Origin of the sequence: Chryseobacterium sp. KMC2, from assembly GCF_016756935.1 — a bacterium.
GTDB lineage: Bacteria > Bacteroidota > Bacteroidia > Flavobacteriales > Weeksellaceae > Chryseobacterium > Chryseobacterium rhizosphaerae.
Window position 1 is genome coordinate 1 of the sequence record NZ_JAESIT010000007.1, and the last position, 24,697, is coordinate 24,697.

Consider the following 24,697-nt stretch of genomic DNA (forward strand, 5'->3'; position numbering starts at 1 on the left):
AGTGGAAGATTTGATGTCTTTCTGCCAGATGACTTCCTGGGCAGAAAGGCTCAGGATGGTGCATAAGGTAAATGCACCCATGTAGAGTTTTTTCATGGATTGTGTAATTATCATTATTTTAATTCGACTGTAAAAATATTCTTTTTATGCCACTGCAAAAAGATTTATTTTATTGTATTGATTAGGAATTTTATTACAATTTGATATTTTTATTTTTCCACTGTTAATTTCTGTAGCCAAACAAAGATATTGCAGTAAAGCGACAGAACCTGTCGTATCTTATCCTTCAAGAAATAAAGATCGGAATCATCGAAAATGTTTAACTAAAAAACGCTGAGAAAAAATAATGCTGAATTGATACTTATTTTATGAAGAAAATGACAATCCAATTGGAGTAAATGCGTAGTTTTGTAACCTATCGGCGGTACTGCCTCAAACTATCTAAAAACTATTTATACCCTTGAAGAAGACCCTAAGCTCAGTCTTTATAATTTTAGCCTTTATAAAATTATATTCACAAAATACGTACGTATTTTTCGGCTCGTTTAACCGTGATAAAACCACTGAGGGGATTTATGTATATGAACTGGATACCCTCAAGGGGAAATTATCAAAACTAACCTCAGTTAAAGGTATTTTAAATCCATCTTTTCTCACCTTATCTCCTAATGGAAAATATGTTTTTGCCTGTACAGAAAGCAAAACAAAAAATGCCGGCAGTGTAAGCAGTTTTGCGTTTAATCCTATGGATAAAAAGTTGACTTTCATCAACAGTCAGAAAAGCGGCGGGGAAAACCCGGTTTATGTAACGGCTCATCAAAATGGAAAATGGTTAATTAACGGAAATTACACAGAAGGAAGTGTTTCTGTTTATCCTGTTCTGGAAAATGGCAGTATACAGCCGGCTGTTCAGAATTTCCAATTTTTGGAAGGCAGTATCAATCCCGGAAGACAGGAACGCTCTCACATCCACTCCACTGTTTTTTCACCCAATTTTGATTATATTTTTCTTCCTGATCTGGGAGCAGACAAAATCAGAAGTTATCATTTTGAAAATGAAAAACATGAACCTTTATCACCTGCAGAACCTCCTTTTACACAAGCTGTTTTAGGAAGCGGCCCAAGACATCTCACATTCCATCCGAACGGGAAATATGCCTATTGTATTGAGGAAATGGGTGGCGCTGTAAGTGTATATGGATATGATAAAGGAAGATTAGCCCCTATTCAGAGAATAGATACCCATTCTGAAAAATTTAAAGAAGATTTTGAAAGTTCTGATGTTCATATTTCTCCTGACGGGCTTTTTTTATATGCTTCCAATCGCGGTGTTGAAAATAACATCGCCATATTTTCAATTCAAAATGATGGGAAACTGAAAACCGTAGGCTATCAGCCTACCAAAGGGAAACATCCCAGAGTATTTGCCATTGACGAAACCGGAAAATTCGTAATTGTAACCAATGCCCAAAGCGGAGATGCTTTTGTATTCAGAAGAAACGCTGAGACGGGATTGCTGAAAAAAGTAGGAAAAAGAGTAAAAATAAAGGCCGTCTCTTCAGTCCAGATCAGGAGATATTAGCTCATCTGATCATTCGACAGACTATTTACCTTTGATTGAACATATTGATTTTTTTCTTTTCCCTATTTTATTAAAAAATATTATTTAAATTATAAATTCAGGCTGAGATTTCCGAACTTTGCCCGGTATTTAAAATGCACAGAAACGACACTACATGGAACATGATCTAGAAATACCAGTAACCTATAAAGGCAGAGAACTTCTTTTCACCGGACGCCTTGCCACTTTCACTTATGGTTATAAGCTTTATGTCAATATCAATGGTACTGACGTAGTCTTTGAACGGGATGATGAGGGTAATCTAAGGGCTATTGTTCCTGATAATTCTTCAAATCCAATCCCAGAAAAGGGACTCATCGAATCTGTTATTGATGTTTTTAAAGAGCTACAGGTTTTATAATCTCGCTATTCTTCCTGCAAAATCAGTGATTCATTTCTGTCTTATAGCCTTTAAGGCTTAAACCTTTATGTCTTTTGAAAAATTTATTGATATGGCTTTCATCGGTGAATCCAAATTCATCAGCAATTTCATGAACTCTTTTATCGCTAAAAGATAACCGGTGCTCTATTAATCTGATTTTATAAGAAGATATATAATGCTGTATAGATTCATCACAATGTTTTCGGAAATAGCTTCCAAGATAGGTTCCTGACAACCCAAATTTTTCAGCAATTGCCTCCACCTTCAACAACTTAGGGTTTCTGATGTGCTCCTGGATGTAATCCAATATCTGCAATATGCGGTTATCCGTATGAGATGATATATTCCGGGGCCTCATAACCGCTATGTTTCTGGCGGCAATTACAATAATGGCATTCACCAGATGACGGGTAAGATCTTCATTATAAACAGACTGGTATTCTGTAGTTTTTTTCAGATTCTGAATCAGCAAGCCAACCATCTGTTGATCATCCTTATTCACCAGCACTGAGCCAGACAAATGAGATGCATAATATAAAAGACATTCGATATGGTCTATACTTTTCCACTGGTATTCTCTGATGTATTTTTCATCAAATCGGACGACCATAAACTCACAGATTCCTTCCAGATTAAATTCATGACAATCATTAGGAGTGATCAAAAATAAGTCTCCGGCAGAATAGGCAATTTTATTGCCATTCACTACATGATCTCCAATCCCGGAAATAACATATACCAACTCAAAAAAGTTGAACTGCCTGTCACGCAAAGGACATTGATCGATTTTTTCATAAAATATTTCCAGAGACTGATAGATATTTTCTTTTGCCATGCTGTAAAGATACCCAAACAAGCTTAAAATATACCTGTTTTTATGGCTTTTCCCAGTCTATTTTTGCTCAACAAACAATATGATATGTTAGAAAAGATAGATCCGGATCTATGGGAAGCCATTGTCAACGATCCTTATCATAAGATCAATTATGAAAACCTGCTGATCCATAATCCTGCAGAAATCAGAAAAGAGGAAATGAATATTTCATTACAAACGGAACCTCCGTTATTGCCCGAATTACTTTCCGTTGAAGACATCTACATCCCGTCTTCTGATCATTCGGAAAATATTCGGTTGAGAGTATATAAACCAAAAGGAAAAGAATATCTACCCGTGTTCTTATACTTTCATGGGGGTGCATTTATATATGGTACTCCTGAACAATATGATTTTCTGTTTTTTAAACTGGCCATAGATAGTAAAGCTGTCATTGTCTCAGTTGATTACAGGCTTGCTCCGGAACATCCTTTTCCTGCAGGCATGAAAGATGGATATGATGCATTGCTATGGCTGGCTGATTTTGCAGATCAAATAGGTGGTGACAAACATTTTATCATGATCGGCGGAAGCAGTGCCGGAGCCACCATTGCAGCATCTATAACCCATTTAGCCAGAGATCAGGGCAAAATACACATACAGCATCAGTACCTGCTGTATCCTCCTATGAGTACTCTTCTAGAGACCCCATCTATGCATGAACTGGCCAATGCACCCATGCAAACCAGAAAGGCAGCGGAATGGATGTGGAAACATTATTTACAGCACAGTTTAACCCTGCCACCACCCTATTCCGTTCCGTTACTGGCAAAAAAGTTCAATGATCTTCCTCCTGCAACCCTTATTGTCTGTGAAGCAGATCCCCTGAAAGATGAAGGTAGGGAATATGCCCAGCATCTGAAAAAAGCAGGAGTTGAGGTCAATCTCCTGGAAATAAAAGGCGCTGTACACGCTTTTGATTTTTTCCCGTGTCCTTTATCGGATGCTTTTTATACTAAACAAGTTGAATTATTTAATCAGATTTTATACCCGGAACAATGAAAAAAATACTAGTCATCAACGGACACCCAGATCAGGAAAGTTTTAATACAGCTATAGCACACGCCTATATGGATTCTGCCAAAGCTACCGGAGCGGAAGTCCGGTATATTGCTATCGGAGAACTGGATTTCAATCCCAACCTTCAGTTCGGTTACCGGAAGAGAATGGAACTGGAGCCCGATTTACTCAAGGCACTCGAAGATATTCACTGGAGTGAGCATCAGGTATGGATTCATCCCATGTGGTGGCTTGGTATGCCTGCTGTAATGAAAGGTTTTTTTGACAGGGCGTTCCTTCCCGGCATTACTTTTACAAGAAATAAAAATGGAATCAGCGAAGGATTACTCAATGATAGAACAGGAAGAATTATTACAACATCGGGAGATTTGTCGGAACATGAATACAATGAAATATATCAGTCCAGTGGGCTTATTCAATTAAAAAACGGCATTCTGGAATATTGTGGATTATCTTCTATACAGGTTGATTTTATAGGCCCTTTTCAGGATATTGATGAAGATGAAAGAGGAAAATGGCTCGAAAGAGTAAGAGATGTTGCTAAAACAGATTCTGTCCCACTAAAAAGAGAGGCTTAAGCCTCTCTTTTGTTGGTATATCCGTTATATCTGCTTTTTTATTTGTTCTTTAATCCTATTAAAAGAAGAAATCAATTATTGAAATAATGATTATTTTCGGTACTGTTTTTAACGGTCTCTGTTGTATCCATCATTTATAAGAAAGATACAACAGTATCTCCGATGATAATACCTTTTAAGTAGAAAGACTGATATTCTATAGTGCTAATTCCAGACATACTTCTATTTCATCAATATATCAGAAAGGTTTGACAAGGCAAACAATTCCGAATAAGATAAGCAAAATACTTATGATCAGAAAGATAATCTTCTCAGTAGTAAAACCTTGGCTAAATCCATAGTTTTGATCATAATACACCATCACCTCAGACTTTTCAATATCTTTATCAACACTACTGCTTTTATCCGTAAACTTAATGAGCTGATTTTGATAATTAAATTGAAAGACAGGGTAATACAAATAGGTAAATCTCTTGTTTTTCACACTGTCAGTCCCAATAATATTTGCTTTTGCTCTGGTTCCATAAATTATAGGTAAAGAAGATTGATATAAACTAAATAGTAAATAAACCCCCAGTATTAATAGAATAGCACCTAAAATATTCTTTATTTTCATCTAATAAATTTCAAGTTTACCACTGTTCTTTGGACGGTATAAGTATAAGGATATATAGGTGGTAGTAACAACATCTTTATCTTTCTTTTTAAACCCTCCCCAAAGTGCTGATTTTTCATTATTTATTTTCTCAAGACAGACGATTTTACCATCAGCATAAAAAGTCATTTTATAATTTTCAATAGGTTTCAGATCAAAAAACTCAAGGTTTGAATCGGTTCTGAACTGATAATCATTATCCCATCTGTTTTTAATTTCTTTATCAGAAAAATATAATTGTTGGGCAACTCTTTTTTCTTTATTATAATTCAGACTGGCAAGTTCGTCTTTAGTCCCCTTCATATAAACATTTCTTATTTCATTATATTTTGCAACGACTTCTCTTTCTAATGCCTTTAATTTCTGCTCATCTTTCGTAAGCAGGACATCTGCTATTTCCAAAGTATTAATAGTATAGGGCACATCAGCATTGAAAGTGAAATTATCTTCAAAAGACTTGAGACCGTCATAAGACGCAACCTGTTTATTCTGAAATTCTTTTTTAGGAGTCATATAATTTTTAACTTCTTCTTCATCTCCAAGACTGCCGTCTTTATTGGTACTGGATTTTACAATCTTAATCTGAACTTCAGAATTGGGCTGTAAAGTTTCATTTAAAACATTAGTATTTTGATTGAACCCGGGACGCAACTTAATCGTTATCTCCTGACTTCCCTTTTTAGCAATATCCCAATTCAAAGGAAAATAGGATCCTGACAATCCGCTTCCGGATGTATCCATATGTTTTATCACCGGCATACCATTAATTAAAATATCAAAAGAACAGTTATTGGTAGAAATATAGGCACCATACTGAGGTTCGCTATCAAAATGCTTTATTTCTTTTTCGATTGTATAAATGTCCTGAGATGTTTTCATATTTTCACTTTTTTTCTGAGCACATGCTGTTAAAGATGTCACTAATAAAATAAATATTAAATTTTTCATAACTATGTTAAATAAAATTGGATTTTCTGCCCACTAGAGTTCTCAAAACTTCCTTCATACTCATGCATCAGAACCAGTTTAAACTCTGTAGATGATTCTCCTGATGAGTATTCACCTCCATCATAATTCTCCGCAATATAACCTACCGCCAATGAACCTTCTACCGTTATCCCATGGAATGTGAATAGAGGATCCAGATAAAAACCTTTATCATCGGCCTTTATTGCCCCTGATAATGTAAATCCTGTTTTCACCGACACTGTTGCTTCTGCATACACTGTAATAGATCCAAAGAAGAATGTCTGTCTCTTGGCTTTATATTTTATACCAGCTGTTAATTCTAACGAAAATACGCCTTTTACGGTTAACGGGCTATCATCTTCTGCATCTTTAGAGAGAGAGCCCTGATTAAGGTTTGAGGTTTTACTGGCACTGTTATATCTTAGTTTCCCCTCAATTTCCAATTGTCCACTGACTACCAGATCCAGAGTAATTTCAGGAGCCATTCCAATGGCTGCTCCTACATCGATAAGGGTAATGATCCCTCTTGCAACAGGGTGCGCCTTTTGGGCCAGGGCTAAAAAGTCCAGTGTTACTTCTGCCCCTACAAGAGGTTCCGCCTTTACCTCAATTTCCCCTACAATACCCACCTGATCCATATTTTTATCCTTCGGATTTTCTGCATACCATGAACCTAAAACCGCCAAAGACGGAGGAATAATATCAACTGAAATCAATGGCCTTCCTTTTAAGGCATCACCAAGTTTAGCCAGATTTTCGGACGCAGCCTTTTCATTAATTTCTTTGTATTTCTTATCTAATTTCTTTTTTGATTTTTTCTTACCATCTAAAATTAATTCAATTGTATTTTTAATATCAATAAGCTGTTTTACAAGATCTACATACCTCTGATAGCTGGCAGAAAGTTCTATGGATTCCCCCGGACGGTCATATTCCACATTCAGAGATAATACCAAATCAGACAGACCTGAACTTATATTATCTTTAAAACTAAACAGATCCGGACGATCTTTGCGATACTGCTGTTTTGATTTTGTACTTTCTTTGTTATATTTTCTACTTTGTGCCTGCTGTTTTGCTTTTTTTTGTTCCAGCTTGGAAATTAGTTTTCTTGCTCTTGTTTTATCTTCTTTTTTCTGCGCACTTTGCAAAGTAGCTTTTGCATTCGCTAAATCTCCATCAATTTTAGATATCTTTTCATCAATTTTTTCCGGCTTATATTTATCCGCCAATTTTTCTGTTCTTACCAGATACTTATCATAGGCTTCCCCCCTCATTTCATTGAACTTTTCCGGGTCACAGTCATAAGCAAACTGTAAAATCCACTTTATATCCGGATATACATCAATATTAAGTGTTTTTTGCGGGTAAGCACAGGTATGAAGCAATACGGGATAGTTTTGTAAGGCATTCTTTCTTGTGGGCCAAATATATTTCAATAATGAAACGCCGGGATTATTTCCATAATCAAAACCAACATCTAACACAATTTCCGTATCTGAACTCGGATATCTTCCAATTTTCCGCTCATCTTTGAACATGGTGGATTTACTGGAACCACTCATCCCCACAGGACCTTTTACTCCTCCTTTCCTGGTAGTATGTGAAGCATTAATTTCGTTATCATCATTGGTATCACCATGTCCCTCTTCTTCTTTCCCGAAATTTATATTTCCAATTTTGAATTCATTTTTACTGTATATCAGATGCTCGTCCACTCTGGTATTTTTTTCAACAACTATGGCCTGTTGTATTTGAGACAGGTCAAAAATCTTACTGGTATGGTCTTTCGCTTTATCACCCGCATAGCTGCATTCCGCAGTATTTGAATCTACCGTGATTTTGACATTTCTTCTGCCCTGTTTGTTTCCGGCAATAACAGGCAGATGAAGGATATTTTTAGCAGAATCAGTTTTTGAATCAAAGATTGTAATTTCCAGAGGTTCATTCTGATCCCTGTTATCCAATTTGCTATATGATCCCTTAACAATATCATATCTGCAATGATGAAAAGCTTCAAAATTGGTCTCTACATTATCTATAAATACTGGTTTATTTCCAGATTCAGGAATTTTGATATCCGGAGTAGAACTAGCTGATATTTTCAATGTAGCGGCAGCCATTTCCTGCTTTTTCCCATCATAATGGATCGTAGGAACTACTGTAATAATTCCTGTTTTCCTCATACACCAGGCAGGATCAATATAAAGGTTCAACACAGCCTTTTGTACATTCAGATAGTCCTGTTTTTTTCCATCCTGGTCATTTAACAAATATCCGGTTACAGCTTCTGCTGGCGGTTTTATGCTATTAGAATCCGAGCAGTCATAAATTTCCACCTCGGTAAGAAATAAATCTTCTGACTCTAGAATGTCATATTTTGCACCATTTGTCTTTGAGGGCTCTTCATTTTTAGTTTTACTTGCAGAAACCTCAATACCCCAGGAATAAGAATTTGCTTTCAGGATCTCTCCATTTGCTTTTAGTTCAACACCGATATTTTTCCCATACATACTTTGTGTATAAATATGGAGCTGTACTTTACTGCCCGATGCTACTGGGCCTTGAATTTTAACAGGATTTTCAGAATCTTTAAACCCATACCATTCTGCTGCCTTTACGGTAGAATTTTTGGGTGATGTGTGAATGTAAATTCCATTTTTAGGACTTCCCGTAGGTTTTCCTTTTTCCCAGAAAGGTTCTATCCATGCGAATCCACCTCCATAAATATGGCTGTCTAAAGTCATATCAGATTGTACTGGTCCTGCTTCTAACTTTTCATTTCTCCCCCCAGGTTTACTGCTTCTTGATTTGGCAAGCTGCCAGGCCCATACAATAGATTTACATGTCTTCTCCAAAGCATCAAGTGCATTTTGATGTTTTTTTATTTCTGAATCTTTCTGTTTTTTTATTTTATCTGCTTTTTCTCTTGCAATTCTAACATTATTGTCGAGACTTACCTGAACATGGGTTGCTTCTTTCCCATTATGTTTCTCCATCTTTAGCCAGTTACCTCCTTGCTTGTAACGTTTGTTAGCTTCATCCAGATAGTCATTGGATTGTTTGTCCAGCTCAGCATCAATTTTATCTTTTTCCTTTGTGATAAGGTCAATTTTATCTAGTATTTTTTTCTTTTCCTCCTCATATTCTTTGATACTCACCGTAAATTTCTGTCCTTCCTGGATGGTCAACGCTCTGTATTGCTCATTAAAACCAGTATTTCCCTGAGGGATAATAATTGCTGTTAATTTGGTATTATTAATTTCCATAGGATGACATTAGTTTTTAACGTTTAGCATATCTGTTTTTCGGATATACTCATTAGGATTAACGAACGGAAATAATTCAGCTAAAACCTCTTTATCTGCATTCTTCACATTCTGTGCAGAAGCTCCCGCAGTCTGCCCATGATTGATAATCGTAATACAATCCGGACCTCCCACAGGGCATGTTGCTTTGCTGTCTTCTAAAAGTGCTTTTCCATTATTATCCTCCAATGTAATTTTTTCATAATAGCCACTCCACTGGGTAACCACTGCCTGGCAGGGGCTGTTATTCATTTTTTTGCAGGATCCAAAGGTATTTTTCTCAAAAGTAGATCCTATGTCTACATGGGTAGCCATCAGTTTATTGCTTCCATCTTTTTCATTGATATAGCGTTGACTCTGCGTTTTTACGGCGAGTTTATCAGGAGTTGTCCCAAACTTGCACTGGCAGGTGGCTCCCTGGCAAACTAAATGTTTCGCACTCATGGTATATTGTGTTTTTTTGTTTCTTCAATATTACTGTTCAAACAGCTGAAATTCAATCTTATATCCTGTGCTCCCTTCAAAAGTTGAAAGAGAGCCTGTGATTGAAAATAACTCTCTGGTTTCTTTGTTCAATTTGTATAGAAGACTAGCTTCTCCTTTCGTACCGTTTTTATTGAACGGGGTTTCTTCTTCCATCCCGGTTAATTGTACGGCTATTTTATTTCCTCTTGTATATTCTCTGCTCAATATACATTCTGTATTATATCCGATTTCCTGTGAAAGCCCCGAAAAATAGATCTGTAAAAAATCTTTTTTCTGAAATTGAGGATATCCCTGATAAACCGGCAGGAAGAATAGCTTATAAAATATACTCATGTCAAACCAATCTTTCTTCAGGTTAATATCAGTATATACCGTCTCCATTTGTTCTAATAGCTGATCTGTTGTCTCAGACTGATAATAGGCTTTCAGTTTTAGGCTCTCTGTTTTCCAGCGTTTGGCTATTTCTTCATGATTGATAATGTTGTCAAGTCCACCATTATTTTTTATTGAAATCTGCAACGGATATAAAATCTGTTCTGCTTTTTCAAACAGTTGCTCTATCATTTTGTCGATTCCCTGATTGTTTACATAAGTTTTTTCCTTAGTGAGTTCAATCTGGGAGGCTGTTCTTTTTACTTTTATTTTGTAGTGAATCTGTAGATCTTTAGGTAAAAATTTGATGATCACTCCGTATATTTTCTCACTGGAAATGGAAGGAATCTCCAATACTGCACTTTTCAGCAATTTTCTGTCCCTGATTTCAAACTTATCAGAAGGAATATAAATGTATTCCACATACTTAGGCAGTGATAAGGTCAATAACTCCTGAAGACTGCAATATTGATTATGAAAACCAACCAATTCTTCCGGAGTGAGTTCATACTCTCCGGAAAGTTTATTAAGGTTCAGAATTCCGTCTATCTTTACCTTTGTATATTCTTGTTTTGCTACACCTTTCATTCCTGTTATTCTACTGATCCACTCTGTATTCTTTTTCAGTTGCAGTCTCTCCCATTCGTTATATTAGTTGATCAGCTCTCTTAGTATTATTTAGAAGAAATTTTCGTTATCAGTCTGATTACTATTTTAGTACTGTTCCAAATCGGAAAAGCTTAAATCCTGGATTTTTGGCAATGCATTGACTTTTATCAGTTTTTTCTTTTTATTTAAAAGTTTATCTGAACCTGTTACTTGTTCATACTCAATTTTCGTTTTTGCGATTAAGTCGATTTCCGTTTCAAAAGTGGTGTCTTTTCCATCCCATAATACCCGTGATATTTTGATCAATTCAAAATTATTTTGCTTCAACCTGAATTCATAGGTGCTTTTTCGATCTTTAATGTCGGTAAGCATTTTCAATTTACCTTCTTCAATAAAAAAATCCGGAATTACATTACCATTATGTTTTCCATTCTTATTAACCGGATATTGGCTTTCAATGATTTTTGTGGAAGAAACTACTAATTGAAGTTTCTTATCAGGCTGAGAGAGGAATATTTGTAGTCGTAATGGTCTGGTCTCATCTTTCAGATCCATTTCTAACATGATCCTGTCATTCTTTTTATCCTGATTCAAATCACCCTCTTCTTTTTGCACCAGAGACGTGAAATTGTCTTTATTAATCGTTTTTTGTGAAAATACATCAGTATTCGCTGTAAGGAATAGTAAGACGGTGTATGCTGCTATTTTTTTCATAATTCATTTTTTTGTTCATCAACAAAACTTTGCCACTGGGATCGTATTACTTATCCATCAAAGGATTATCTATTAATGCGCTGGCTACAAGATAAATAGAAAAAAACAACCACATTATATAGAGTATTCCAAAAAAAATAATAATCCGGCTTACATATAAAACCCAAGTCTTTGTTATCCTTTTGATAAGAACAGTATCTATAAGAACAAATAAAATACTGGTGGGTATGCTTATTATTAAACCAAATTGCTTAATTATTTTCACAATAAGTTTTAAATCAATTGATTCAACAAGAGGACTATAGGCAAATAAGAAATAAGCTGTCACTACCAGATTTGCTATTAAAAAAACCAACAGAATCTTACCAATACCTTGTGTTATATTTTTCATATTTATTTCTTTTTATATCCCGGATTTACCCCTGAACTGAATGAGTTTCTTAACCCATCTTCAACTCTCTTCCACAATTGGGTATGGCTTAAACTATGGGATGCCATGGCTAAATAAGAAACAGAGCCTGGTGCTTTCATAATAGCATCTTTAAATTTCTCTTCATCCTTTTCAGTAACCAGGCCAGCATGGTATTGAGTTACAAATTTTGAATACACTGCTAAGTTTTTTCTCAGTTTTGTAACTTCAGTATCTAATTTGCCAAAAACTACAGGTTCAATAGCATAATCAATTGTCCGTACAACAAAAGTTAACATGCTGGGTTTAATAAACTGGCTTAATAACCTCATCAGCAGGTCTTCTAATTCACGTTTGTGCACGGCACCCTGTACTCCTTTTAAAAAAGCAGTAAATTCTCCTTTTTTATTTCTGGAATTATAGGGATCACTTTCAAAAATAGGTACATCTATAATAGGCAGGCTTTTTGTTTGTTTTTGAGGCGTCCATGAAGTTTCATCAATACTATCCGTGATTCCTTTATTTTCTCCAAATATCCCTGCCAATAAACTCAATAAGTAACTGTCTTTCGGGCCGGTCGTAATGGCTAAAAGAATATTTAAAACTTGTAAACCTTGTGTCAAATTGAGATTTTTCACCCACGTAGACTTGTCATAACCTCCAGCAATCGAAGAATAATTTTTATGAACATCAGAGGTCCATTGCTGAAGACTATTTAAAAGATTAACAAATGAAGCTTTTTCTTTCTGCAGGTTCGAATTTTCGATCTTCAGAGAGTTGATATACTTAATAAACTCACCTACTATAATATTAAATCCTAAAAAGCCTTTTGCCGTTTCCCGCCATGCTAAGGTTGCTTTGTTTTTAAAATCCTGCCAGATCAGACTTTTAAAATAGGTCATAATAATATCCTTATCGACACTTTTAACCATTTTTATACCTGCTTCAAATCTATCCATTTGAAAAGACTTTAGTAAGCCCTCCATATTGGTAAGACTAAAATCGGCAATCAGTTGTTGAGTCAAATCATAGTCATTATGTACATTAATGATTTTACATCCTTTATGTAATTTGGCATGATTCAGCTGATGTTTCTTTTGAAAAAAAGGAGTCGATAAATAAGTGATACTTTTAACTTTCCATAATTTTGGGAATTCTGTAATCTTACGGGGTTTCAAAATAGCAGATTTTGTGATCATTTCCTTACTGGAAACAAGTTCTGTAAATTGATTAATGACATTCCCACCATGAGAATGGCCGATTAAATGTAAATGAACCTCCTGATTTTTCCAGCCCGGATATGTTCTTAATAATACATCAAATAATCTCTCAGAGGCTACGATTCTTTCCTTAGTGTCGTTGTCACCAGACCAGCTGAAAAATTTACCTTCAATATGCAGATCGTGAAATTGAGGCTTAAGTTCCTTGAGCTTGTTCCAAAGATTGTTTAAACTCTCTTCAGTTTCTTTTTTGGTTTTCTCATCATAATACTTCCAATACTCTGTATTGGCATGATGTTTTTTCCCTTCAGTATTGATAGGATCCGTTGTTCCGGCTACAAACATCACAATATCAATAATTCTACCCTCTCTTTTAGGTGGGTCTTCAGGCTTATCACCAAAATGTTTTCCGTTTTCAGAGGTTGTTATGAGCTTTTTGGATGAGGAATAGGTCATTTTACCAACATACTCAGTATGCTGCCCGCCAATTTTTTCAATAGAATCACCTTCTATGATACTTATCTTCGCAATATTATCGTTTGACATATCCTAATTCATATTGGTTTTCTCATTGGATTGTCCGTTAATTTCCGTCTGAGAATGAATTTTATGATCCTTCTCACTATGAATTAACCGCTCTCCTTTCACTACTTTCTGGCTATCCAGTGCCACTTCACTTTCTTTATTACCTTTAATAAATTCCATCATTTTCCCCACTACATTGGTCATGAAATTCCCTCCTATCGATACATTTTTAATCGCTCCCACGGTTTGTGAATCATTCATGGTAATACTTTCTGTTTTGTTCATTCCCACGATGTTGCTCTGATCTGCCCCTACATTGGTATTCATATTTTGTCCTACATTCACGGTAAGATTTTGTCCTACATTGAAGGTCATATTTTTAGGAGCAGTCACGGTAATATTTCCTTTACCATCCATTAAGTAGGAATTTCCACTCGGATCTTCAATATAGATGCTTCCTTCGGTATCGTTAAAAATGACTTTATTCCCGCTTCTGGTCTGGATAGACTTGATATGATTGTCTACTCCGCCGCCTAATCCCACCTGGCCATGAAACATCCCTCCCATTGCAAAAGGAAAATCAGGATGGTGATATTCAAATCCTACCATCACCTGGTCTCCCACTTCAGGAACCGCTACAAATCCTCTGTTCTGAGTAATCTGATCCGTACCTCCTGCATCTGGGCTCATCATGCGGATAAATTGGGTCGTATTATTTTTTTGCCAGTCAAACTGCACCTGTATACGCCCCTGGTTCAAAGGATCTGTATTGGAAATCACAGTGGCTACCTGAGGCTCTGCTTTAGGTACATGAAACTCCGGACGGGGAATAAATCCCGTATCTGCCGCAATAGCTTCAAAATGTCCGTCATAATATCCACGGGCATCTACTTCATGAATCACTTCAGTGAGCATCAGTTTCGTAAAATAGGAGGTATCGTTGGTATCTGTTTTCCGCATTTCAAGATCTACAATACAACCAGGATATAAAAACGGAACGGTCATATACCCCGAGGTAATAAAGACCTGTGCAGCTTTGCTCCCCGTTGTTCCTTTCTGGGATGAATCAACATCCATAAAGGTTGATGCATTGATAGGTGCTATTCTTAGCGATGGTGTTTTAAAAGTATTTTCAGAAATTTCGTATGCTCTTCTGGCAATATCTGAAGTATGGTTCACTTTGGAAGCTCCGGTAGTCAGTTTTTCATGCTGGCTGCTGTTGTACCCATAAAATGTAGGGTTTACGTGCTGAGCTTTCATTTTGATTTTCACATCGCTTAGATTACTGCCATATACAAGCTTTACTGGCTTTTCCTGTGGAGGAAGTTTTCCGAAGTGAAGAATCTCACCATCATAGAAAAACTGTTCCCCATATGCTTCTGCCATTCTTGCAAGATAATTATAATGGGTTTCTTCATATTGTGAACTGTAAGGAACATTCCCATAGCGGGCATCTACCCTGAAATCAAACTTTTCCTGTCCCAATCCTTCTTTGATGACCTCACTGGCAATACTGTTCAGACTCATAGGCTGTCCCCCTCCAAAACTCTGGATATGAGGTGCTGCATCTAAAAGAATAGTAGGACTAAAGCCTGTAAGAACAATATTCCCCAAGCTTCCTTTTTCCTGACTGAATCCTACTTCTGTAATGACTCCCACAAAATTTCGTTCAGGGCCCTGTTCAACATCTTTATATCTAAAAATAACCGTAATTCTTTTTCCTAAAAAGCTTTGAGCCTCTTCAAGATTATGGTTTTCTGCGCTTCCTAACGTGTCATGGGCAAGAATAAGATCAAATTCATGATGTTTAACAGCACTTTGTGTAAGTTTAAAATGTTTGAAGAATTTAATAGGCTTACCCTCAACAAAGATTTCAAGTTTTACCACCCTGTTTATCCCGGCAACAGCATTCTCCGGGATTCCCTGTGCATTAAATATTTTGGAGGTGGGTTGCTTTGACCATACTTTATCTTCGGTAACCGTAGGATTATTGGTATGTAAAGTTTTTCCCATGAATTTAGATTCTCTATCCTGGGCAGATTTTACCTTGTCAGAAATATTTTCTTTATTTGACCCCAGTGCAGGTTTAGGCAGATTCTCATTAGTTTTTTTGAACATGATATAATTTTTTTTGTGTTTATTTATTCCGGTTAAAACCAGAATTAAAAAGCCAGCTTTCAAACAATAAAAACAACTCTTTCGTCTTTGGATAGTGTTGTTCTTTCCTACCTTCAGTAAAGCATAAAATCAGAAAAGAATTAATTTAATTCATCCCGTCTAATGTTACTAGTTATCAACAGGTTGTTTTTCTATAGATTACAATCTTTTGAGTCTTTACAAAGCTAATATATCACCATAAAAAATCACGGCAAAATGAAATAGTACTTATTTGAAAAATTGTAGTAGTTCTACGATTCTTATCCAGGATTCAAAATATTTAAATTTTACACAAAAAAAAGAGACCATCCCGGTCTCCATCCTATTAATAATGCTTTTTTATTGCATTAATTAAGCTCTATAAACAAGTCTTCATTAGATCTTCTTACTCTTTCCAGTTTCCCCCACCAATCGTTTTCTTCATCTTTATATCCTAATGCCATCATAACGCTACTCTTTAGTCCTTTTTCCGGCAAATTGAACAAGTCATCTACTGCTTTATTATCAAACCCTTCCAACGGTGTGGCATCTATTTTCAGATCTGCAGCAGCCAATAATCCAAACCCTAATGCAATATAGGTTTGTTGCGAGGCATTCATAAAATGCTGATCTTTTGTTTTCTGATCCAACATCTCCAATAAATTTAACCGGTAATCATCTGTTGCACTCGATGGTAAGTTTCGAACTTTATTGCTAAATTCAAAGAATGAATCTACCCGTTCCGGAGTATATTCATCCCAGGCTGCAAATACCAGTATGTGAGATGCCTCCACAATCTGTGGCTGCTGGCAGGCAATCGGCTGTAGTTTTTCCCGTAATTCTTTATTGGTAATTACAAGAACCTTAAAAGGCTGCAGACCCGAACTTGACGGAGCCAAACGAATGGCTTCCAAAATTTGCTCAATTTTTTCCTTTTCTATTACCTTCCCGTTATAGCTTTTAGTTGCGGATCTCCAGTGTAATGCTTCTTTTAATGACATAATCTTAGTGTTTTATTAATTGTACCTGTAAGAATACCGGCAGTATTCTTATTTTAATGGGACAAAGTTACCTACTTTATAGTATCATTATACCACCTGTTACCCTTTAGTAACCAGTTACCAAAAGGTAACCAGATGGGTTTAATTCCAATTTTATCATCTGATTTTCATATCTTTGTCCTATATCTTTAGCGATGAAAAAGGAAAAAATAGAACTCGATCTGCAATGTAAAAACCATATTCGGGGAGTAAGGGATACAATCTATTTATTGGATGGGAAATGGAAGACCATTATTATCAGCCACCTGTATTATATTGGAAAAATGCATTTTATGGATTTGAAAAGACAGATAGACGGAATCGCCTCCAAAACTCTTTCAAAAGAGCTCAAAGATCTGGAAATGAACAATCTGGTAATCCGGACACAAAACAACACCATGCCTGTAAGTGTAGATTATGAACTGACAGAATTTGGAAAAAGCCTTCACAGTATTATAGATACTATGGGAGAATGGGGCATAAAGTACCGGAAAGAATTATGGCAGGCTACTCATTAATCCGCTTTATACATATCCTTATTCGATCACTACATAATTAATTTTGTCGACTCCCGTGTTTCCGCTTTTCTCATAATAAGCGTATAAAATCAGTTCATAATTCCCTGCAGTATTGATTACCGTATTTCCTTCAAACAGGTTGGTTGACACTAAAGACAGCTCTATATTTTTCATAAATTTACCGTCTTTTTTAAGAATTCCCTTCACCTCTATTTCGTCAGAATTCCATATCCCGTTTTTGTCTATTACACAGCCGCACATCATAACAATATTAGCCTGAAATGTAAAGGGTTTGTCTTTAATTGTATTCAGAGGAATATACTGATGGGTTCTGGGTTTAAGAATATCAATAATAAAACCCGGGATTTCCAGAACAATACCGTCTCCCAAAATATGTTTGCCGGGAATCAGCCATAATTCAGTGCTTACCGTGGCCTGAGCCTGTTTATTGTTTAAAGGAGAAATCACTTCAATGTTAACAAATGTAGGCTCATTAATATCCACAGAAGCCAGAAAGCCGGCTGTTTGGGCATCGGCAATTGAATTCCCTCTTAGTTTAGGATTTTTCATGATCAAATCTGTATTTCCAGTACTTCCAACCGTATTTCCTTCTGCGAGAATCTGTTGGTTTAGCTTATTTCTGACGATGATATGAGCTCCGCCAAGTGAACTTCCGATAAATTTGGCATCCCTTGCCTTAGCTCGGATCATTATTTTCGTTTCCGCAGCAGAGATCATAAGGTTAGAAAAAAGAAACGCTGCGATGAGGATAAATACTTTCATGATTATAGTGATTTCAAATATTCCTGTTTAAATCTATTATGAAAAGGATTGTCTTTCAGTTCCTGGTCTATGGTATCCAGGTACGAAAAAATGCTAAGATCTTCTGATAAAAGTTTTAAAATAGCTTTTTCACAGCTATCCCATATTTTTTCAAGTTGAGGAAGCATTTCAATAGCTTTGGGTGATAATGAGATCATTTGTTTCCGTTTATCAATACTGTCTTTGGTGATGAGCAGATAGCCTTTCTCCGTCATTTTTTTTACAATGACTACTACAGAGGGATGAGAATATCCCAGCGGTTCCGCTATATCCGTAATAGAAATCTCCCCCCTTTTTTGCAGCAGCATAAAAACAAGATACCAATTGGGCTCTACATCAATTCCAAACTCTTTATAGAATTTTCTTACATCATGAGACATCCGGTCGCTTATTCTTTTCAGCCGGCTATCAAAAGCTTTGTATCCCAGCTCTTTAATAAAGTCAAAATCCATTGAAAAAATATTTATAGTAAATATATAAAAATATAAAGTTAACTATATAGTTAACTTTATATTTAATAAACAATTAACATAACACAATGGTTACCTGTTATTTATAATTTTTCCTGAATGCTCCGGGCGTAAGTCCTCTGTGTTTTTTAAAAAGCTTTGAAAGATGGCTTTCATCACTGAACTGGAGCTCATAAGCAATTTCACTTAAGCGTATACTGCTGTATTTTAAATAGGTTTCTACAAGTTTAAGTCTGTAATCCAACAGATAATCCTGGTAGGAGATCCCCGTTTGCTGTTTAAAATATTCTCCGAAATAGTTTCCTGAAATCCCAAAATGGTCTGCAATAACCTGAATTCCTGTCTTTTCTCTATCTTTTATATTCTGCTGAATATAGGTAATGATCTTCATGATGGAAAAAGCTTTCCTGTTTTCCTGAAGGTCTGAAGTTTCACTCTGAATGATATTGCGGGCAATAAGGTTGAGTAGAATTGAAATGCAGTTACGGATGATCAGATAATCATCTGCTTTATTTTTGAATTCATTGGCGATTTGGAGAATAATAGTTTCGGCAAAATGTTCATCGTTTTTGTTACGGAACACACATCCGGCTCTTGCATGGTAATTATTACTGATATACTGGAGTTTATATAAGTTTTCACAGCTTTCAATACGGTCTGCTTCAAGGCGTATCTTATCAATAAATTCAATGGGACACTGTATCAGAATGAGTGCTGCATCACTACTTGCAAAATGGTAAAGTTCCTGTTGGGGAATGATGAAAAGTTTACCTGCAGAAAAACGGATACTGCGCTCATCATAGGTCAAATCTCCTTCTCCTTTTACAACATACACAAAGGAAAGAAAGTCTTTTGTTTTGAAAGAAAGCGCCTTCCCTTCCAACTGTATTTCCTTTACTTTTATTCCTTCAAGATGTAAACTTCTCATTTTTGAACTTAATTTTCCTCCAAAAGTACAATTTTACCATAACATCAAGAGGTTAATTTTGCATAAAAAAATATGAACATCTATCCCAAACGATGGCAGGCATTAAATTTTCTGATCGCAGGAGCTTTTCTTTCACCATTGGATTATTTTATTGTGAATATGGCATTACCTTCTATAAAAGAGGCGTTCAAAGCCAGCGACCATCAGTTGCAGATGGTAGTGGCTATTTACGGACTTACTTATGCCGCATTGGTTGTTGTGGGCGGAAAATTGGGGGATATCTACGGGCGGAAAAAAATTTTTATACTGGGGTTGTATACTTTCCTGTTTTCCTCCCTTGCTTGCGCATTTTCCCCCAATATTACCTTATTGATCTTTGCCAGATTATTCCAGGGTTTTGGGGCTGCTTTGTTGGCGCCACAGGTTTTAGCTTCCATAAAAATATTATTTGATAGCCGGGAACAGCCTAAAGCAGTCAGCCTTTTCAGTTCTGTCTTCGGATTGGCTTCTGTAATTGGGCAACTGCTTGGGGGCGCACTGCTGAGTATGCATTGGGGGCACTTTTCGTGGGAGCTTGTATTTCTTGTCAATGTTCCGGTTACCATCATCTGTATCGCCGGGATACATTTTACGATGGATAATAACCACAATACAGACCGAATGGGTATTGACTATAAAGGAGCCATGATATTGATCTTAGCTTTATTAATGCTTATCTGTCCTTTAATCTTCGGACAAAAATTTCAATGGGCCTGGTGGATATTTGGGATTATATGTACAGGAATACTTTCACTGACATTATTTTTAAAATATGAAATAACCTTACAGCAGAAGAGACATCCGGTACTTATAGACCCTACATTACTGCAGCATAAGCCCTTTGCATTAAGTCTTTTAATCATATTCTTCTACAACTTCACTGCCGGCTTATTTATCTGTTACCCTTACTATCTTCAGCAGTTTTTACATCAAAACTCTATGCAGACCGGGCTTGCCATTGTTCCCTATGGAATTGCTTTTTTCCTGGGTCCCTTGATTTCAGCAAGAGTAAAGCTCGAAACTCATAAAATGATTTATATAGGGCTAGGATTACTGATGGCAGGTTTTATTTTTAGTGCCATTACCTTTTATTTTCAGCAAAAACCTTCTTATATAACAAATGTCACCTTATTTTTAGCAGGATTGGGACATGGAACAATCATGCCTGTTATGATGCGAACAGCCATTTCCCTGACCTCCAAAGATAAAGCAGGACAGGCATCTGGGCTCATCAGCATAGGAATCCAGATAGGCAGTGTAACCGGAGGAGCCGTTATTGGCACCTTATTTTTCAATTTGACGGACTCTCTGGGATTTCCCATAGCTTTTGCTGCAGCCATTGCTATGATTGGTATCTTTCAGCTAACCGGAATACTCATTACTGTCAGATTAAAAAAGTATATTCAACGGTCTTAAAGAGATCAACACATTTTTAAAATAAATAATATAAACTTACCTCTATGAGTATTACAGAAAAAATACGTAAAGAAATTCAGGGCTTTCATGATGATATTGAAACATGGTTTCAGGGAAAATCAGAAGATCAGGAAGCACTTTACAGACAATTACTTTCCGGATTTTCCCCGGATTTTAAAATGATTAACGGTAATAGTGACCTGGTCACCCTGTCCATGTTTTCCGATTGGCTTCCCATGGTATATGGTAAATTTCAGGATCGTCATGTTAGCGTAGAAGATATAGAAATTCAATATTCGGAAAGCCATGGGTTGGCTACCTATACTGAAATTCAGGTAACGGGAGAAACTTCTACAAAACGGAAATCCTCCGCTGTCTTTCTCATAAGTGAGGAAAAAGCATTATGGCTTCACCTTATAGAAAAATGGATATAAAGATTAAAAGCTACCTTCGGGTAGCTTTTTGATTCAGATAGAAACCTTTGCTTATTCAGACCAAGGAGAATGTAAAATGCAGTCGCAGAAATTCTTTTGTTTAAAATTGGGGATCATAAATGAGCAGACATCCGTTTTTATATTTCCAAAAGTAGTCTCTGTCTTATGTTCAAACCCGCTAAAAAATGTAGGAATAATTTTCTTTTTAAAACCGTCCCTTGGAAAAGCTCCAACGATTTCCTCTCTATGTTCGGTGCTCAGATGTTCATACCCTTCCCCCATCACATCCAATCCCACTCCGGAATACATGAGGGCCACTTCATTTTCTTTGTGCTCTGCAATCCCAATAGTGGTATGTAAGGCAATGGTATCCCAGACTAGCTGGAGCTTATCATTGGCAATGCCATGACCTTTTAAAAAATCACGGGCTGCGTTGGCCCCGTCTACTTCAAATCTAAGATCAGGACTGCTGTAATGAGAAACAAGCCCTAAATCATGAAATACGGAAGCTACATACAACAGTTCAGAATCATGAGTTTTATGATGGCGCTTTGCATTTAATGACGAAAACAGAAAAACACGCAGGGAATGATTGTAGATGAACTCTGTGCCATGTTCCAATAGAAGTGCTGTGGCTTCTGTTGCTATTTTACTGTCCGGGATGATAATACCGGCTACTTCTTTTAAACGATTTACTGACATAACTTAAATTATTTATCCAAAGGTATCCTGATTATCACTCCGGAAAAATATCAATAAATACAGATGACATGTCAAAATTTCATGTAATTCCGACTTCGATATTCATGTATTTACTGCGATAAGCAGCCGGTGATATAGCCGTATTCTTCTTAAAAAAATGACTGAACTGTTCCGGTGTACCAAAGTTAAGCTGATAGGCAATATCTTTTACGGAATAGGAACTGAACTGAAGGAGTCTTCTGGCTTCTGCAATTATCTGTCCGTTGATCAATTCCTTTGCATTCTTATGCGTACAGCGTTTACAGATTTCACTTAGCCTTCTTGAGGTGATATTCAATAGATCAGCATAATTATTTACGGCATGAAAAGATTGATACTGGTTGCTAAGCAGCTCCATAAACTTACGGTATACAACATAATCCTGACTGTCAAATGTTTCTTCTTCCACCAGCTTTATATTGGCCAGCTTTATCATTATGATTTTTAAATACGCTGCCATAACGTCCATTTGATTGATGTATGGAGAGGTTTCATACTCCATCAGAAGGTTTTTACACAGAGGCAAAATCTCTTCGGCTTCTGTTACACTAGGTTTGAGGTGCTGATTGGCAGTGGCATTGTTAAACAAAACAGCTTTACAGTTGCTGGCACTGGAAGGAGCTTTTTCCCAAAAGCAATCTCCAAAAGAAATACTGAACCCTGTTACTTCTGAATCTTCCTCAAACTGATAGATTTGCCCTTTAGCCAGTAAAAAAATTTCACATCCTGATATTTCAAAAGATTCGTTATCAACCAGTAAGAAGCCACGTCCTTTTTCCAGTATAAGAATCCGATGATAGCTTAGTCTTACAAAAGATTGGGTATAAGGAATATATTTATCCAACCGCTTTACGGAAAAAGAATGATCAATAATGGGTTCTGTTTCAATGTTGGAGACAGATTTCATGAAAGAATATTTTTAATAAAGATAAGTATTTCCGGAGCAATGCATTCAACCTTCAGGAACAAGCATTCTATCAGCAATATTAAAAGATCCGGGCCTATTAAAACATGTCAAAACCTTCATAACGGATGTCAAAATATACTTCATCAATTTTTATGTTGGAATACTTTCATCTGTCCTGCCATAACAGACAGTAAGATTCCAAAGCATGCAAAAAGCCCGTAAGAATATCTTAAATCAAAACTTTCAGCAATATATCCGATAAGGGGTGGGCCCATTAAAAATCCTAAAAATGAAATACTGGATACAAATGATAATGCAATACTGGGAGCCACAGTGCTCACCTTTCCTACTGTGCTGTAAACAGAAGGGACACTCAGCGAACTTCCCAACCCAATAATCATAAAGGCAATAATGCACACCCATAATTCCGGAAAGAAAACACTTAAAAAAAGCCCCGTACTCATCAAAATACCACACATCTGCAGAACAAGTCTTTTTCCGTATTTTTCAATAACACGGTTTCCCACAAAACGACCTAGAGTCATCATTAAAATAAAACTGGTATATCCTACAATCACAAGCTTTTCCGGTGCTTTTACAATAGTCTGAAAATACACTCCGCTCCAGTCAAACATAGCCCCTTCAATAGCCATGCTTAAAAATCCTATGATTCCTAAAGCAACCAAGGTAGGATTTACTGATTTGAAAATTGACTGTCTTTGAGGAGCTACTTTATGAATAATATTGGTCAGGTGAGCCTTACTGTATAACCAAAGTAGAAATACCAGTACAAAAGCAACTATAAAATGATAGAAAGTTCCTACTCCCAGGTTAATCATCAGCAATCCCACAACAGCACCAACCAGTCCTGCAAAACACCAGGCGCCATGACAGGAAGAAAGCAAGGTCCTTTTTGTAATCCCTTCTATCTCAATCGCCTGTGTATTGATCGCTATATTACATAAATTCCCGGAAACTCCAAAGAAGAACAAAACAGCTGCCAAAACCCAGTAAGAAGGCGCTAACCCAATCAGTAAAAGAAACATCGGATACAACAGAAAGCATCTTTTGATGATCCAGGAGCTTCCATACATGCTGATCAGCTTTCCGGCAAGAACCATTGTAGAAATCTGCCCTATAGGCATTAACAATAAGAGTGTCCCCAGTTCGGCTTCATTGATTGAAAGCGCATCCTTAATGATAGGAATTCTACTCGCCCAGGAAGAGAAAACGAGTCCATGGGCAAAGAAAAGTAAAAAGCAGGCTTTCGGCATTTTCGCATTTAGAGATTCTGTATTGTGCATTATAACAGTATTTGATTAAAGTTTCCGACTGCGAATTTAGGAACAGTTCGGGAATAAAATATATTCCATTTCTGGTATTTTATATTCCATTTTAAACAACCCGTTTAAAAAGAAAAATTAACTGCTTACATTTGCCCGGAAGTTGATTATAAGAATACGGAAATCAAAAACATTTAGCCCAGTCCAGAAAATCATTCACC

At 36.4% G+C, this 24,697-nt stretch carries 24 protein-coding genes; 7 read left to right on the top strand and 17 right to left on the bottom strand.

Annotated elements, in window-relative coordinates:
• Nucleotides 1-460 precede the first annotated feature (460 nt).
• Together JML65_RS09625 and JML65_RS09630 are read left to right on the top strand one after the other, a co-directional pair.
• Nucleotides 461-1,582 (top strand): lactonase family protein, encoded by a 1,122-nt coding sequence (locus JML65_RS09625; protein WP_237390830.1) that lies wholly within the window; start codon nucleotides 461-463, stop codon nucleotides 1,580-1,582.
• 154 nt (nucleotides 1,583-1,736) lie between these two features.
• Entirely contained in the window at nucleotides 1,737-1,982 is a 246-nt protein-coding gene (locus tag JML65_RS09630; RefSeq protein WP_084084483.1) for a hypothetical protein, read from the top strand.
• Nucleotides 1,983-2,004: 22 nt separating this feature from the next.
• On the opposite strand, the gene JML65_RS09635 is transcribed toward JML65_RS09630, so the two are convergent.
• Nucleotides 2,005-2,838: an AraC family transcriptional regulator gene (locus JML65_RS09635; RefSeq protein ID WP_202270679.1), complete on the bottom strand. Its 834-nt coding sequence runs from the start codon at nucleotides 2,836-2,838 to the stop codon at nucleotides 2,005-2,007.
• Between the two features lie 84 nt (nucleotides 2,839-2,922).
• Between JML65_RS09635 and JML65_RS09640 the strand changes: the two genes are divergently transcribed.
• The gene (locus JML65_RS09640) at nucleotides 2,923-3,879 is read left to right on the top strand and encodes an alpha/beta hydrolase (protein WP_202270680.1); all 957 of its coding nucleotides are present in this window, start codon (nucleotides 2,923-2,925) and stop codon (nucleotides 3,877-3,879) included.
• Nucleotides 3,876-4,475: an NAD(P)H-dependent oxidoreductase gene (locus JML65_RS09645; protein ID WP_202270681.1), complete on the top strand. Its 600-nt coding sequence runs from the start codon at nucleotides 3,876-3,878 to the stop codon at nucleotides 4,473-4,475. Before JML65_RS09640 ends, JML65_RS09645 begins: the two co-directional genes overlap by 4 nt.
• Nucleotides 4,476-4,713: 238 nt before the next feature.
• Here the strand turns inward: JML65_RS09645 and JML65_RS09650 are convergent, their stop codons facing one another.
• From JML65_RS09650 to JML65_RS09695, 10 genes are all read right to left on the bottom strand, one after another.
• Nucleotides 4,714-5,091, bottom strand: coding sequence for a hypothetical protein (locus JML65_RS09650; protein WP_084084489.1), 378 nt, complete (start codon nucleotides 5,089-5,091; stop codon nucleotides 4,714-4,716).
• A complete protein-coding gene (locus tag JML65_RS09655) occupies nucleotides 5,092-6,009 on the bottom strand; it encodes a hypothetical protein (RefSeq protein ID WP_202270682.1) in 918 nt (305 codons plus the stop codon). It abuts the gene before it with no gap.
• Between the two features lie 71 nt (nucleotides 6,010-6,080).
• Complete coding sequence (locus JML65_RS09660; protein WP_202270683.1) at nucleotides 6,081-9,368, bottom strand: hypothetical protein; 3,288 nt, start codon at nucleotides 9,366-9,368, stop codon at nucleotides 6,081-6,083.
• 9 nt (nucleotides 9,369-9,377) lie between these two features.
• Entirely contained in the window at nucleotides 9,378-9,851 is a 474-nt protein-coding gene (locus tag JML65_RS09665) for a DUF4280 domain-containing protein (protein ID WP_084084494.1), read from the bottom strand.
• 30 nt (nucleotides 9,852-9,881) lie between these two features.
• Nucleotides 9,882-10,853: a hypothetical protein gene (locus JML65_RS09670; protein ID WP_202270684.1), complete on the bottom strand. Its 972-nt coding sequence runs from the start codon at nucleotides 10,851-10,853 to the stop codon at nucleotides 9,882-9,884.
• A 126-nt stretch (nucleotides 10,854-10,979) separates the two neighbouring features.
• Nucleotides 10,980-11,588 carry a hypothetical protein gene (locus JML65_RS09675; RefSeq protein WP_202270685.1) on the bottom strand — a complete coding sequence of 203 codons (609 nt, stop codon included), beginning with the start codon at nucleotides 11,586-11,588 and terminating at the stop codon, nucleotides 10,980-10,982.
• 46 nt (nucleotides 11,589-11,634) lie between these two features.
• Entirely contained in the window at nucleotides 11,635-11,979 is a 345-nt protein-coding gene (locus JML65_RS09680) for a hypothetical protein (RefSeq protein WP_047496089.1), read from the bottom strand.
• Nucleotides 11,980-11,981: 2 nt separating this feature from the next.
• Nucleotides 11,982-13,763 (bottom strand): hypothetical protein, encoded by a 1,782-nt coding sequence (locus JML65_RS09685; RefSeq protein ID WP_202270686.1) that lies wholly within the window; start codon nucleotides 13,761-13,763, stop codon nucleotides 11,982-11,984.
• 3 nt (nucleotides 13,764-13,766) lie between these two features.
• On the bottom strand, nucleotides 13,767-15,755 hold the full coding sequence (locus tag JML65_RS09690; RefSeq protein ID WP_047496326.1) for a type VI secretion system Vgr family protein: 1,989 nt from the start codon (nucleotides 15,753-15,755) through the stop codon (nucleotides 13,767-13,769).
• A 491-nt stretch (nucleotides 15,756-16,246) separates the two neighbouring features.
• Nucleotides 16,247-16,879 carry an NAD(P)H-dependent oxidoreductase gene (locus tag JML65_RS09695; RefSeq protein WP_202270687.1) on the bottom strand — a complete coding sequence of 211 codons (633 nt, stop codon included), beginning with the start codon at nucleotides 16,877-16,879 and terminating at the stop codon, nucleotides 16,247-16,249.
• 194 nt (nucleotides 16,880-17,073) lie between these two features.
• Here JML65_RS09695 and JML65_RS09700 point away from each other — a divergent pair, with 194 nt between their 5' ends.
• Nucleotides 17,074-17,436, top strand: a complete 363-nt coding sequence (locus JML65_RS09700; protein WP_202270688.1) for a winged helix-turn-helix transcriptional regulator — start codon at nucleotides 17,074-17,076, stop codon at nucleotides 17,434-17,436.
• Nucleotides 17,437-17,454: 18 nt separating this feature from the next.
• On the opposite strand, the gene JML65_RS09705 is transcribed toward JML65_RS09700, so the two are convergent.
• The 3 genes from JML65_RS09705 to JML65_RS09715 form a co-directional block, all read right to left on the bottom strand.
• Entirely contained in the window at nucleotides 17,455-18,219 is a 765-nt protein-coding gene (locus tag JML65_RS09705) for a hypothetical protein (protein WP_202270689.1), read from the bottom strand.
• A gap of 2 nt (nucleotides 18,220-18,221) precedes the next feature.
• Nucleotides 18,222-18,710, bottom strand: a complete 489-nt coding sequence (locus tag JML65_RS09710; RefSeq protein WP_047496101.1) for a MarR family winged helix-turn-helix transcriptional regulator — start codon at nucleotides 18,708-18,710, stop codon at nucleotides 18,222-18,224.
• 97 nt (nucleotides 18,711-18,807) lie between these two features.
• Entirely contained in the window at nucleotides 18,808-19,656 is an 849-nt protein-coding gene (locus tag JML65_RS09715) for an AraC family transcriptional regulator (RefSeq protein WP_202270690.1), read from the bottom strand.
• A 72-nt stretch (nucleotides 19,657-19,728) separates the two neighbouring features.
• Between JML65_RS09715 and JML65_RS09720 the strand changes: the two genes are divergently transcribed.
• Nucleotides 19,729-21,111: an MFS transporter gene (locus tag JML65_RS09720; RefSeq protein ID WP_202270691.1), complete on the top strand. Its 1,383-nt coding sequence runs from the start codon at nucleotides 19,729-19,731 to the stop codon at nucleotides 21,109-21,111.
• Between the two features lie 44 nt (nucleotides 21,112-21,155).
• Nucleotides 21,156-21,545: a hypothetical protein gene (locus JML65_RS09725; protein ID WP_202270692.1), complete on the top strand. Its 390-nt coding sequence runs from the start codon at nucleotides 21,156-21,158 to the stop codon at nucleotides 21,543-21,545.
• Nucleotides 21,546-21,596: 51 nt separating this feature from the next.
• Here the strand turns inward: JML65_RS09725 and JML65_RS09730 are convergent, their stop codons facing one another.
• From JML65_RS09730 to JML65_RS09740, 3 genes are all read right to left on the bottom strand, one after another.
• Complete coding sequence (locus JML65_RS09730; protein ID WP_047496113.1) at nucleotides 21,597-22,247, bottom strand: HD domain-containing protein; 651 nt, start codon at nucleotides 22,245-22,247, stop codon at nucleotides 21,597-21,599.
• A gap of 79 nt (nucleotides 22,248-22,326) precedes the next feature.
• Nucleotides 22,327-23,193, bottom strand: a complete 867-nt coding sequence (locus JML65_RS09735; RefSeq protein ID WP_202270693.1) for a helix-turn-helix domain-containing protein — start codon at nucleotides 23,191-23,193, stop codon at nucleotides 22,327-22,329.
• A gap of 143 nt (nucleotides 23,194-23,336) precedes the next feature.
• Nucleotides 23,337-24,497 (bottom strand): MFS transporter, encoded by a 1,161-nt coding sequence (locus JML65_RS09740; RefSeq protein ID WP_084084514.1) that lies wholly within the window; start codon nucleotides 24,495-24,497, stop codon nucleotides 23,337-23,339.
• Between the last annotated feature and the right edge of the window lie 200 nt (nucleotides 24,498-24,697).